The organism is Halioglobus sp. D3-4 (assembly GCF_055809315.1).
Window position 1 is genome coordinate 4,719,479 of sequence record NZ_CM147907.1, and the last position, 13,329, is coordinate 4,732,807.

Sequence of the window (13,329 nt, forward strand, 5' to 3'; positions counted from 1 at the left end):
GAGATCGCATACGCTGGCAACACACGGTGAGTTGGCGTGCCCCGGAAATAAGTAGCAGTTTGATAGATATCTGTAGATGTGGGTGCCATTGATCCAGATGGCAATCGGGTGCGTAAAAGTAGCAATGCCTGAATAAATTAACCCCCACTAAGCAGGAGCTGAACATATGGTTCACCATACCACGCGTCTATCAAGTCTCAGAACACACTTATGGCTGGGCATCGTATTGTTGTTCTCCAGCCTCTTTTCCATGAATATTGCACAGGCACAGGAGAAACCCAATATTCTAATTCTCTGGGGCGACGATGTAGGCTGGTTCAACACCAGTGCTTACAATCGTGGGATGATGGGGTACCGAACGCCCAATATAGACACTATTGCTTCTGAGGGTGGGCTTTTCACCGATTGGTATGGGCAGCAAAGCTGTACTGCAGGCCGGGCAGCGTTTATCACCGGGCAGAGTCCGTTCCGTACCGGTCTGTTGAAAGTTGGTCTACCGGGCGCAAAAGAAGGTATCTCTGAAAAAGATCCAACGCTGGCAGGCCTGTTGAAAAACCATGGCTACATGACTGCGCAGTATGGCAAGAATCACTTGGGTGATTTGGACGAGCACCTGCCTACCAACCACGGCTTTGATGAGTTCTTTGGCAACTTGTATCACCTTAATGCCGAGGAAGAGCCAGAGAGTCCTGACTATCCCAAGGGCGAGGAATTTGCCAAGAAGTTCGGTCCGCGAGGCGTCATTATGTCGAGTGCAGACGGCAAGATTGAGGACACCGGTCCGCTGTCTAAAAAGCGCATGGAAACAGTCGATGAGGAAGTGACCGCTGGCGCTATCAATTTTATGGAGCGGGCCGTTAAGGCAGGCAAGCCCTTCTTTCTCTGGTGGAATTCCACACGCATGCATGTCAATACGCATCTTAAGCCTGAATCTGAAGGTGTTACAGGGCTTGGTATCTATGCAGATGGTATGGCGGAGCATGACAAGCATGTCGGTGAACTGCTGGCGAAGGTGGATGCGCTCGGTATCGAGGGCAACACCATCATCATGTACTCTACCGATAATGGTGCTGAGATGTTTACCTGGCCCGACGGCGGTATGTCGCCGTTTCGCAACGAAAAGAACACTAACTGGGAAGGTGGCTATCGCGTTCCTACTTTGATCAAGTGGCCCGGTGTGATCAAGCCGGGAACGGTCTACAATGACGTGTTTTCCCATGAGGACATGCTGCCGACTTTGCTGGCAGCGGCAGGGGAGCCAGATATCAAGGAAAAGCTGCTTCAAGGTCATAGCGCTATCGGGCGAAACTACAAAGTGCATCTGGATGGCTACAATCTATTGCCCTACTTTCGCGGTGAGGTAGAAACAGGACCGCGGCAGGAGTTTTTCTACTGGACGGATGATGGCCAGCTTGCAAACCTGCGTTACGGGCGCTGGAAGATGGTGTTCATGGAGCAGCGCGCGCACGGCTTTGATGTATGGCAGGACCCGATGGTGGTGCTGCGTCTGCCAAAACTGTTCGACCTGCGCGGCGACCCCTTTGAGCGGGCAGATGTAGAGGCCGCTCCCTACGATATGTGGCGTTTTGATCGCGCCTATATGATTTTGCCTGCAGTAAATTATGTTGCAGAGCATCTGGCCACTTACCAGGAGTTTCCTCCGCGTCAGGAAGCGGGTAGCTTTAATCTCAATAAAGTACTCGAAACCTTGCAGAGCAATTCGGTCAGCAACTAATGCTGGAACAACAGGCTGTTGGATCAACGGGCGCCACTGGCGCCCGTTATACCCGCGGCCTCAGCAAAGGAAAGCCAATGATGAGTAAATTTGGCAGATTGGCGACAGTCACTTTTCTGCTGTTAGTCAGCGGTCTTGCAGCCCACGCCGACTCAGCCGATAAACCGAAACTGATTTTGCAGATAACCGTCGACCAGCTGCGCGGTGATCTCCCTACTCGATATTACAATCGCCTTGGTGAAGCAGGTTTCCGCTACCTTTGGGAGTACGGCGTCGTGTACCCGAACGCTCATCACGGCCATGCCAACACCGAGACGATCGTCGGCCACGCCACACTGGCAACCGGCGCCCACCCTGCCGTTCACGGCATGGTGGGTAATCTATGGTTCGACCGTGAGACGGGTTTTACCACTTACAATGTCGAAGACTCACGCTATCGTCTGCTGACCGATGGTGCAGCTGTCGATGCAGGGACCGAGATTGACCCAACCCAGCGCGCGGCGCGCAGCGACGGACGCTCGCCGGCGGCGATACTGGTGACTACGTTTGCCGATGAGTTGCGCAGTAATACCGGGGGCGAAGCCAAGGCTGTAGGCATTTCGGTCAAGGATAGGGGGGCGATTTCAATGGCGGGTCACTCGGGTACGGCTTACTGGTTTTCCAAGGCCGGCGGCGAGTTCGTCACCAGCAATTATTACCGCGATCAGTATCCTGCGTGGGTGACGCAGTGGAATGATAAACAACTCGTGAAGCGCTATGCGGGAAAGCAGTGGCAGCTGATGCACGAGCAAGACACCTATCTTTTTGGCGACTCCGATGACCGTGAGTGGGAGGCCGATGTCGGCGGGTTTGGTCGGGTATTTCCTCATGAGTATGGGCCGGAAGATAGCCGGTACTACACAACCTTACTCACCCTGAGCCCGGCGGGAGACGAATTGGTTCTTGATTTCGCCAAGTCGGCGCTGGTGGAGGAGCAGCTCGGTAAAGATTCAGTCACCGATTACCTGAGCATCAGCTTTTCCTCCACTGACTATGTAGGCCATGTTTTTGGGCCATCCAGTCTGGAATCGGAAGATAATATCTTGCGCCTCGATCGTACCCTCGAGGAGCTTTTTGCCTTTGTGGATATGCATGTGGGGCTCGATCACACACTAATCGTACTGTCGGCAGACCACGGCGGCCCGGATACGCCGGGCTATCTTAACAGCCTGGGTATTCCTGCAGGCTATGTCGATCCGGACAGTTGGGACAAGGCCGCCGCGATCTCGCGTATCAAGGCGAAGTTCAATATTGACGGCCCTCTTATTGAAACGTATGAACACCCCTATCTGTACTTCAGTGCAGAGGTCAGGAACAATAAACAGATAGACCAGCAAGCGCTTGAAGAGGACGTGGTGGAGGAGCTTTCCAGGTTCCACGGTGTTTCTCTCGCAGTATCGAGCTCCGCTCTGCTCCACGGCAATCTTCCTGCTACCGATATTTATCGAGCGGTGATCAATAACTTCCATACCAAACGCTCCGGGGATATCTTCGTGGTCTTCGAGCCGAATTGGTTCATCAATGATTTTGACGGCCTTACCGTGGCGTCCACCCACGGCTCGCCGTGGAACTATGACACCCATGTGCCGCTGGTTTTTGCAGGTGCCCATCTGCAGCCAGAGACGATTGAAAGGCAGGTTGAAACCGTTGATGTTGCAGTAACGCTCGCGGCCTATATAGGTATCAAGCCGCCCTCGGGAGCTGCGGGGCAGATATTGGAAGAGGTTGTGAGCAGGAAGTAATGACTTCTACCACCGGTAGCTTGTGGTAAATGGATATAGCTGAACGCCAATCGTCAGCGACTGTAAATTTTTAGTGATTACTAGAAAAGGGTTTAACAAGCTTCTCGCACAATAAATGTAGTACAATAAGCGGTTAATTTGTTGTGATATAAGGTAAAGCGCTTTGTTTACTACGCCGCCATAAGCACTTCCTCCCAAAAGTCATCCCTCTTCGGGTGACTTCTCTGTGCCGGTATCCCGGTTGGCACCAACAATTATTGATACACCAATGCACGATCCGTAGCTATAGCGGAAGGACTGGGCTGCCCCATCTTCCTTTCCTCGCTTTATGCAATGTTGTTTGAAAATACATTACAAGGTTTCCTATGCTTCAAAAAATGAAACTCGAGTGGCTCTCCAATATACGCGGAGATGTCCTCGCAGGTCTGGTTGTGGCGCTGGCTCTCATCCCCGAGGCCATCGCCTTCTCTATCATTGCCGGTGTTGACCCTAAAGTGGGTTTGTACGCCTCGTTCTGTATTGCTGTCGTCATTGCGATAGTCGGCGGCCGCCCCGGTATGATTTCGGCGGCAACGGGTGCTATGGCTCTGCTTATGGTCACGTTGGTGAAAGACCACGGCCTGCAATACCTGCTCGCCGCAACGCTGTTAACGGGTGTCTTTCAGATTGTTGCCGGATACCTGAAACTGGGGGGGCTGATGCGCTTTGTTTCCCGGTCCGTGGTCACCGGTTTTGTGAATGCACTGGCCATCCTCATCTTTATGGCGCAGTTACCTGAGCTAACCAATGCCTCTTGGCATGTCTATGCGATGACAGCGGCGGGGTTGGGCATCATCTATTTGTTTCCCTATGTACCGGTAATCGGTAAAACAGTTCCCTCGCCGCTAGTGTGTATCGTGGCGCTGACAGCCGTGGCACTCGCTCTGGGACTGGACATTCGCACTGTCGGCGACATGGGTCAGTTGCCGGATACCCTGCCGGTATTCCTCTGGCCTGAAGTCCCGCTCAACCTCGAAACTTTGATGATTATCCTGCCCTATTCTATCGCCATGGCCGTTGTCGGTTTGCTTGAATCCATGATGACGGCGACCATTGTCGATGACCTGACGGATACGAAAAGTGACCGAAACCAGGAGTGCAAGGGCCAGGGGATCGCGAACATCGGTGCTGGCCTGATGGGTGGTATGGCGGGTTGCGCGATGATCGGTCAGTCGATTATCAATGTAAAATCCGGTGGTCGCGGACGCTTGTCCACCTTTCTGGCGGGTGTGTTTCTGATCATCATGATTGTGTTTCTGGATGAATGGCTTAAGCAGATTCCGATGGCTGCGCTGGTCGCAGTGATGGTGATGGTATCAATAGGGACGTTCTCGTGGAGTTCCGTGCGGGACCTGGGGAAGAATCCGCTATCAAGCAATATTGTTATGATCGCGACAGTGATCGTGGTAGTTGCAACGCACAACCTGGCGCTCGGTGTCCTTGTTGGTGTGCTTCTGGCAACGCTGTTCTTTGCCAACAAAATTGGCCGGTTTATGGTGGTCAGGACCGAGCAGCAGGATGAGGGTGTGCGTGTCTATCAGGTGGCAGGGCAGGTTTTCTTCGCATCGTCTGAGCAATTTATCGAGTCATTTGACTTCAAGGAAGCGGTCGATAAAGTGGTCATTGACCTGACGCACGCCCATTTTTGGGATATCACTGCTGTGTCCTCTCTTGACAAGGTTGTTATCAGGTTCAGGCGCGAGGGCGCTGATGTAGAGATCATCGGCATGAGCGAGGCCACAGAAACGATAGTCGATAAATTCGGAGTCCACAACGACGCCAGCGAAGTTGAGAAACTGATGGCCGGGCACTAAGGAGATAACAATGAATAAAATTATTACATGTGTGGATGGTTCCGCTTACTCCGATGCCGTTTGCAATGCGGGTATCTGGGCGGCCGGTAAACTTAGCAAAACGCTCCTGTTCCTGCACGCGATTGAAAAGAAGAATACAGCTGAAATAGAAGATCTTAGTGGTGCCATCGGCCTGGGTGCGCGGTCATCACTGTTGCATGAAATGGCATCGCTTGATGAGAAAAGAAGCAAACTGGCGCTGGAGTTGGGTAAGGAGATGCTGGATCAAGCGCAAAAGCTGGCGCTGGAGAAAGGCTGTGGGCAGATAGAGAAGACACAAAGGCACAGCGATATCGTCGAGGCAATATGTGACCTGGAGTCAGATGCCCGTCTGGTGGTGATCGGTCGCTCCGGTGAAAGCCATGGACAGAATTTCAAAGCTCTGGGTTCGCACATAGAACAAATTATTCGCCAGGTTCATACGCCGGTTTTGATTGCCAACAGGGATTTTTCAGAGCCCGGGAGTTTTATGTTGGCATATGACGGACGGGCGACCGCCGACCGGGCCGTAAAACGGATCATTGATGGTGGGCTGTTGCACAATATGACCTGCCATCTGGTTACTGTGAAGAACAATCAAAGCGGGTTGATGGAGAAGTTCAGGCACACCGAAAAGCTGCTGATGGAAAGCGGCTTCGATGTGCACGCTACCTTTCTGGAAGGGAATATATTCAGTGCATTAACAGAATATAAAACTCAAAATGACGTAGAAATGCTCGTGATGGGTGCGTTTTCCCATTCCAAACTGGCGCAGGCATTCCTGGGCAGCAATACGCTCAAAATGATAGAGAACACCCACCTGCCGATGATCATTTTACGATGAGTGTTCTTTGGCTGTACTGCCGTTAGCCAGCCCTCAGGCTATGACAATGTCGCCAGTGCCTCGCCATTGAAGCTGTGAATGGCATCTACGCGTCCGTCTCTCACCTTGTTCGGCCACTGAGGGTCCTGTAGCAGGGCGCGACCCACAGCAACCAGATCGAACTCTCCTTTATCCAGTCGCTCGAGCAGGTCATCAATCGCACGGGTTTCGCTGGATTCCCGCATCGCAATAGCTCCGATGAAGTCCGCGTTCAGCCCTACCGAGCCGACAGTGATCGAGGTTTTGCCCGTGAGCTTCTTCGTCCATCCTGCGAGGTTCAGGTCGCTGCCATCAAATTCCGGTTCCCAGTAACGCCGGGTGGAGCAGTGGAAAGCGTCGACGCCGGCATCCACCAGCGGCGTCAGGAACTGCTGCAGCTGCTCAGGTGTTTCTGCCAGTTTCGCCTCAAAGTCCTGCTGCTTCCATTGCGAATATCGCAGGACAATTGGAAAGTCAGGCCCGGTTGCTGTCCTGGCAGCCTTGATGATCTCAACCGCAAACCGGCCGCGATTCTCCATGCTGCCGCCAAACGCATCGGTGCGCTGGTTCAGGCCTTCCCAGAAAAACTGGTCGATCAGGTAGCCGTGGGCGCCGTGAATCTCTATGCCATCAAAGCCGAGTCGCTGGGCATCGGCGGCGGCACTGGCGAAGCTTGCAACAAGGTTTTCAATCTCTGCGACGGTCAGCGGCTCGGAGACTTTCTTACCGGGCGCCTGCAGTCCCGAAGGGCTGGCGCTTGGAACCTCAGAATTGCTCATCTTGGCCGGATTGCGTGCAATTCCCGTATGCCATAGCTGTGGAAATATTTTGCCACCGACAGCGTGCACCTGCTCGACGACATTCTTCCAGCCTGCCAGCGCCTGTTCGCCATGAAATGCGGGGATGTTCTCTCCCATGGAGGCCACCGGATCATTGATCGTGGTTCCCTCGGTAATGATCAGCCCGGTGCCACCCTCCGCGCGGCGCCGATAGTAACTGGCAACGTCATCGCCAGGTATTCCGTTGGGTGAGAACTCGCGTGTCATGGGTGCCATGACGATACGGTTTTTGAGTGTGAGCTTGTTCAGAGTATAGGGGCTGAAAAGTATGCCCAGGTCATTGCTCATTGGTTCTTCCTGTGTCGTGATCAGGTGTGCATGGTAGCCAAATTGACCGGTCGTGGACACCCCGTGAAAGATCTGCTTCCCGATCATACCCGGACTCTTGCTTTTCAGCCGTCATGGCCGAAGAAAGTCATGCAGAAGATGTCTGTTCAAGGCGTCCCCCGGGCGAGTTCCTCAGGACGTATTCGGTGCTGATCATCGCTGACGCTTCGAGGTATCTGTCATAATCTGTAGACAGTTTTTTCTCGTGACCGATAGTTATCCAGAGGCCTGTTGCGCTTATAGTCTCCCCTTCAATCATCCACCAGATCAGTGAGTTTGGAATCATGGAACAGAAAAGTGTGGAAAGCGCTAACCCCATCAACATTTCTCATATAGATCATGTTGTCCTCCGGGCGAGAGAGTTCGAGCACATGATTAGATTCTACCGCGATGTGCTCGGCTGCAGGCTGGAGCGCGGCCCTGGTGAAATCGGTCTGGCCCAACTGCGCGCTGGCCGTTCGCTTATCGATATTGTCGATACCGGTGGTCCACTGGGACTGCAGGGCGGACGCGAGCCCGATCATCGGGCGCCCAATGTCGATCATATCTGTCTGCAGCTTGATCCATGGGATACCGATACAATTGAGCAGCACCTGCAGAGCTTGGGGGTCGACCATGATCCGGTCACAACCCGCTATGGTGCGAGGGGAATGGGACCATCGATCTATTTGCGAGACCCGGAAGGAAATATGATCGAACTCAAGGGCATGCCATGAAGGTGTGTCGCGTTGCCGCCCGGTTTCGGGGCAGGTCAACTGACAGGCTGATCCCAATGCGGGGTGTCTGAGATCCTGCTCGCGATAAAGTCCACAAAAGCCCGTACCTTAGGCGACAGGTGGCGACGCTGTGGATAGACAAGGTAAATGGATACTTGCAGCATTTTGTAGTCCGAGAGCACGTTCTGTAATTTTCCCTGCTGCAGATCGCTACCGACCACAAAAGTCGGTATGCGCGCAATACCCAGACCGCCCAGCAGTGCCTCGCGTATCGCCAGGCTATTGTTGATCTGTACCGAGCTGTTCACCGCTACGGACACCTGTTCTTTTTCGGGCGAAAGGAAATGCCAGTCATTCACTGATGATTGGTAACTGAAAGACAGTACATGGTGATCAAGTAAATCCTCGGGAGTTCGGGGCGTGCCGTACTTGTCCAGGTATGACGGTGAAGCCACAATGACGTGATGACACGATGCCAGACGCTTTGCGACCAACGAAGAGTCGGGCATTTCAGATATTCGGATTGACACATCGTAGCCCTCATCGACGATGTCGATTTTCCTATCATCCAGATTCATGTCGATTGAGATGTCGGGGTATTCCGCCCGGAACTCGGAAAGTAACGGCGCGATATGGAGAATGCCGAATGACATCGGCGAATTAATACGCAGAATGCCGCGCGGAGTCTGCTGCAATTGTGACACCTCCGCCTCGGCGTCCTCAATGTCCAGCAGGCTGCGGCGACTGCGCTCATACAATATTCTGCCGGCTTCGGTCAGGCTCAGTCTGCGTGTGGTGCGGTTTAGCAGGCGTGCCCCGAGCCTGTCTTCCAGGCGTGAAACGTACTTGCTGATGACTGAACGGGAAATGCTCAGGTGCTCTGCCGCCCGCGTAAAGCTGCCCAGTTCCACAACCCGCACGAAAACCGCGATATCTGTTAAAGAGGCCATTGCTACTCCGGATACTGAGACTTTACTCGCAGTATTGTGCAAGGCGCAGCGATTATCAACGAGCCGTGTTTCAGTGCTAATGTCCGGCCCTTGAGCACTCTTGTTATTGTTGAACCTCGCTCAGGCCAAACAGCCCTATCGTGAACTGCTGTCTGAAGCCCAGTTGCTGGTAGAGCCCGACACCTTGTGCCGAAGCCTGCAACACAAACCGCGATGGCCTCCACTGCTCTTTGGCAATACATAAAGCAGATTGCATCATGGCGCGTGCGATACCGCGGCCGCGGTGCTCGGGGTCGACGCCGACCTGATGCACCCCGACAACGTCATCTGTGCGATACAGCAGTGTGGTGGCTACCGGCTGGCCCTGCAGGACGCCGGATACAAGCCGGGTGTCCGGATTGTCGAGCACACCTGCGATGACCCGTTCGTCTATGTGGTAGCCGAAGCTCCTGCCACACAATCGCGCCCACAGGAGAGCCTGCCTTGAGTCAGTCACTGTCTCCACAGTCAGTCTTTCTTCAGTGCTGGGCGCAATATCGGATGCGGATATGGTCATACCTGTCAAAGTCGCCCGGGGTGTCAGACCCAGTGAGTGTAGGAGGGGGTCCCAGCGCTGCTCTGCGGGTTGCGCCAGATCCCAGATCACAAAAGTAGAATCGGGTGGTGACGCTTCAATGGCCTGATTCCAAAGCGACAATTGTTGTGGCTGTGCATGTGGATTGAACCACGCGCGCTGCGGCCACGATGTCGATAGGTGCAGCGTTGTACTACCAGTCAACGGTACTGCCATACTGCCAAAACTTTGCCACAGCCCAGTGAGATTGTTGACGTTGGCAGCGTAGTTGTCGTCAGTGGGTGACGTTATGGCTGTCATAACCTAAGCTCCATTCACAAGATAAATACCAGATAAGAGTGCAACAAGTCCCATGGCCCGCGACATATCCAACGGGCTTTGCGGCAGGCCGAACCACCCGAAATGACTGACCATCATAGCGACGGTGAGTTGGCTGGTCAGCGCAATCGACATCATTGGTCCCGCACCCATGCGGGGAATGAGGTAGTAGAACAGGCCGACACCGCCGGCGCTCAATAAGCCCCCGAACCAAAGCCAGCGGGGTATCGCCTGATCCTGGTCCGCCGGTTCTGTGGTGTGATCAGTGAACAGTACCAGCAGCATGGTGACTGTAGCACTGACGCTGAACGCCACCAGGCTGGCTAGCAGCGGGCTGTGCAACAGTACGCCCAGCTGTGCATTCATGCCTGCTTGAACGGCGATCAGGATGCCGGCAACGGCGGCTAGACAGATAAGCCACAACATGATCAATACTCCAGCAGCCAGTCGCCGCGGGGCACGCGTACCCTGGGGTATGAGGAAGCACCGTCCTGCGGATGACGTCGTCCCAGTGCGCAGATCACTGCGGCTGTCAGGCCCCTTTGTGGCAGGCTTAAAATGTCATCGTATCCGCTGGCTTCAAAGCCACTCATCGGACAGCAGTCGATTCCCAGAAGTGCCGCACTGGTCAACAACGTACCCAGTGCGAGAAACGACTGGTTCACGGCGGAACTGGCCCGCTGTTCCCGGGTCTGTGCAGCCAGCGCATTTTTGACCTGCACGGCGTACTCCCCCAGGTCCTCCTGTGGCGCACCTCTGCCTTCTGCCGCCAGTGTGATGTAGCGGTCGACCAGCGCGTCATCAATGTCCTTGTAGGCCGCAAACACCACCAGATGAGAGCAGTTGACGACCTTGTCCTGCCCGTAGGAGTGGGCGAGCAGTTGCTCGCGCACTTGCCGGGAGGATATGACAATAAGTTGGTAAGGTTGGAGTCCGTAAGCTGATGGGCTATGCCGCACGGCATCGAACAGAGTGTCGAGTTCTACTTGCGGGATGATGTCATCTGTGAAGCGCCGTACGGCGTAGCGCCAGCGCATCGCTGCGTCGAGCGTGCCTGCGGTAATCCTGTGCGGTGCTATCGTGTCGTGGTCGATGTCAGGATCGGATATCACAGTTGCGTTGTGGTTCATTGCCCTTCTCCTCGATTGTGGAATTCGGTGCTAAATCTAGCGTATAGGGCCGTCCGGATAAGCCCGTCCTATAAAACATCATTGTTTACGAATCTGGACAAATCTGGACGAATCGACGAAGCCAGCTGTAGCAACAGGCTTGAGCGGTGCACGCTAAACGTGCAGAATGCCCAGCGTGGCCATATACAAATATAAACACGGTGGCACGAGCACAGTTAGCGACTGTGACAGCCATGACGACGGATCGATGATGGATAACAGAGGGATGAAGCGATGAGTTCTCGCCTTGGTAACACTTTACTACTGGTAAGCCTTTCGTTACTGGTGGCTTGCAGTAACAGCAGTAACAACAATAGCAGTGCGACGATTACAGATCCCCCGAACACCACACAGCTCATGGCTGGTGCTGCCAGCCGCAGTATCCTGCCCACCGTCAATGGCGGGCGCGACTACCTCAATGATGCGCCGGGCTGGTCCACCCCGGGCGCCATTGATCCTGATGACCCCGGCATCTTTATTGCACAGTGGGACCAGGGGCAGGTCGACGTTGGCAACGGTCGATCTGACTCAGCCTGGGTACACGACGATCTGCATACGACGGTGCTTGCAATGCAGTTGGAGGAACAACGGGTGTTGTTGGTGATGGCCGATGCCTATTCCTTCTTTTCCTCCGATATCAAGGAGATGGTCGAGCGCATCCGCTCACGATTGCCCGATGACTGGCAGGAATCACCGGTGCTGGTCTCGGCTACGCATAACCACCATGGCCCGGATAGTGCCTTCAGCATCAACCCTGACTGGTTCTCTATGATGGCGGATGAGATGGCCTTTGCCGCCGAGGATGCGGTGGCCGCGTTGCAACCAGCAGAACTCGTCTCGGCGACGGGGAATCACGCTTATGGTGCCAGTGACCAACGCGACCCCGTTATCGAAAATACGCGTTTGAATGTACTGGCTGTCAACGCGATCGAAGACGACAGTGCGATAGCGACACTGGTGCAGTGGACAAGCCATCCCGAGTCAACTTTGGGCTGGGAGCCGCCGGCGGAGGCCGCAGGTTTGCAAGAAGCCTGTCAGGTGAAGGGCTGGACGGGCGGAAACTGTACGGCGGAAGGGCGTTACCTGACTGCCGATTATCCGGGTGTATTGCGTGATCGACTCGTCAGTAGTCGCGGCGGTCATGTGTTGTACCTGAATGGCCCCGTGGGTAACCAGATTGGGCCCGGCTCTGCGCCTACCTGGCGGGTGGATGCTGAGCACCCCGTGGGTGACGGTGTGACCGTGCCGGCCGGCGCGCAACCGCTGTCGAGTTGCGACCGCAGTGACCCTTATCTGTGCCGCAGCTTTGCCAAAACCGAGTCGATCGGAACCGAGCTGGCCAATGCGGTAACAAATCTTTTGCAGGCGCCTATGCTGGTTGATGTGTCGCAGCTTACTGTGCACGTTGAGCCGTTTTATACTCGGCTTACCAATATCGGTTTCCGGCTGCTGATTGCCGAAGGTGAAATTGGCTGGCAACCGACAGAACTGTTCAATTGTCACACCGTGCCGTTCAACGATGACAACTGCATTTCTGCAGGGCAGGAAGTGGAGGATGACCCGTTCATCACGCCCGCACTGGGCAGCCAGATCGCCCGTGGCGACGTGTTGCGCACTCAGCTTGCTCATCTCGACCTTGGCGATGTTGGAATTCTGTGGATGCCGGGCGAGTTGCCGCCGGAACTGGTATACGGCCTGCCGGACGACTTCAATACAGCGCCGCCGGAAAAATATTACACCGAGCCTCATCTGCATGCGGTGGGAGCTGATTATAAACTGCCGGGTTACCTGATGTCGCTGGTGGATGAGTCTGTCACCCTGACCGTTGGGCTGGGCGGTGATCAGGTCGGTTATTATACGCCGGTTGATGAATACCGTATGAGTTGTCTGGACCTGGTGTTGCCCGGTGACGCCACTTGTAGCGATCTGGCTGCGCGCGGTGTGATCGAGGACCCGCAGTGGATCGGTGGTCGTATCTGCAAGACGATTACCGACGACCCGTCTGAACTGGCCGCTCTGGGTGGTGATGCCGAAGCGGTGGCGGCCATTTGCCGCTATGGTCAGGGTCTGGGCCGCGAACTGGGCGAGCCGCAGAACCATTACGAGGAAACCAATGCCGCAGGTTGGGATATGGTGGATGATATCTGGGCGGCGGCGCAGCGCTTGTTTCAGGAGTAGCGCCTTTGC

Annotated in this window: 11 protein-coding genes; 6 read left to right on the plus strand and 5 right to left on the minus strand. The window is 54.7% G+C overall.

Going from position 1 to position 13,329, the window contains the following annotated elements; all coding sequences use genetic code 11:
• Positions 1-166: 166 nt before the first annotated feature.
• The 4 genes from AC0L6S_RS20890 to AC0L6S_RS20905 all read left to right on the plus strand — a co-directional run bounded on the left by AC0L6S_RS20890 (position 167) and on the right by AC0L6S_RS20905 (position 6,231).
• Complete coding sequence (locus AC0L6S_RS20890; RefSeq protein ID WP_473426038.1) at positions 167-1,735, plus strand: arylsulfatase; 1,569 nt, start codon at positions 167-169, stop codon at positions 1,733-1,735.
• A gap of 77 nt (positions 1,736-1,812) precedes the next feature.
• Positions 1,813-3,516, plus strand: a complete 1,704-nt coding sequence (locus AC0L6S_RS20895) for an alkaline phosphatase family protein (RefSeq protein WP_473426039.1) — start codon at positions 1,813-1,815, stop codon at positions 3,514-3,516.
• Between the two features lie 365 nt (positions 3,517-3,881).
• On the plus strand, positions 3,882-5,369 hold the full coding sequence (locus AC0L6S_RS20900; RefSeq protein ID WP_473426040.1) for a SulP family inorganic anion transporter: 1,488 nt from the start codon (positions 3,882-3,884) through the stop codon (positions 5,367-5,369).
• A gap of 10 nt (positions 5,370-5,379) precedes the next feature.
• Positions 5,380-6,231, plus strand: a complete 852-nt coding sequence (locus AC0L6S_RS20905) for a universal stress protein (protein WP_473426041.1) — start codon at positions 5,380-5,382, stop codon at positions 6,229-6,231.
• A 38-nt stretch (positions 6,232-6,269) separates the two neighbouring features.
• Here the strand turns inward: AC0L6S_RS20905 and AC0L6S_RS20910 are convergent, their stop codons facing one another.
• On the minus strand, positions 6,270-7,376 hold the full coding sequence (locus AC0L6S_RS20910; protein WP_473428665.1) for an NADH:flavin oxidoreductase: 1,107 nt from the start codon (positions 7,374-7,376) through the stop codon (positions 6,270-6,272).
• Between the two features lie 323 nt (positions 7,377-7,699).
• Here AC0L6S_RS20910 and AC0L6S_RS20915 point away from each other — a divergent pair, with 323 nt between their 5' ends.
• Entirely contained in the window at positions 7,700-8,131 is a 432-nt protein-coding gene (locus AC0L6S_RS20915) for a VOC family protein (protein WP_473426042.1), read from the plus strand.
• A gap of 35 nt (positions 8,132-8,166) precedes the next feature.
• Here the strand turns inward: AC0L6S_RS20915 and AC0L6S_RS20920 are convergent, their stop codons facing one another.
• The 4 genes from AC0L6S_RS20920 to AC0L6S_RS20935 form a co-directional block, all read right to left on the minus strand.
• The gene (locus AC0L6S_RS20920) at positions 8,167-9,081 is read right to left on the minus strand and encodes a LysR family transcriptional regulator (protein WP_473426043.1); all 915 of its coding nucleotides are present in this window, start codon (positions 9,079-9,081) and stop codon (positions 8,167-8,169) included.
• Positions 9,082-9,184: 103 nt separating this feature from the next.
• Positions 9,185-9,955 carry a GNAT family N-acetyltransferase gene (locus AC0L6S_RS20925; protein WP_473426044.1) on the minus strand — a complete coding sequence of 257 codons (771 nt, stop codon included), beginning with the start codon at positions 9,953-9,955 and terminating at the stop codon, positions 9,185-9,187.
• Between the two features lie 3 nt (positions 9,956-9,958).
• Positions 9,959-10,399, minus strand: coding sequence for a DMT family transporter (locus tag AC0L6S_RS20930; protein ID WP_473426045.1), 441 nt, complete (start codon positions 10,397-10,399; stop codon positions 9,959-9,961).
• Positions 10,400-10,401: 2 nt separating this feature from the next.
• Positions 10,402-11,103, minus strand: a complete 702-nt coding sequence (locus AC0L6S_RS20935; RefSeq protein WP_473426046.1) for a nitroreductase family protein — start codon at positions 11,101-11,103, stop codon at positions 10,402-10,404.
• A gap of 273 nt (positions 11,104-11,376) precedes the next feature.
• Between AC0L6S_RS20935 and AC0L6S_RS20940 the strand changes: the two genes are divergently transcribed.
• Positions 11,377-13,320: a hypothetical protein gene (locus AC0L6S_RS20940; protein WP_473426047.1), complete on the plus strand. Its 1,944-nt coding sequence runs from the start codon at positions 11,377-11,379 to the stop codon at positions 13,318-13,320.
• Positions 13,321-13,329 lie beyond the last annotated feature (9 nt).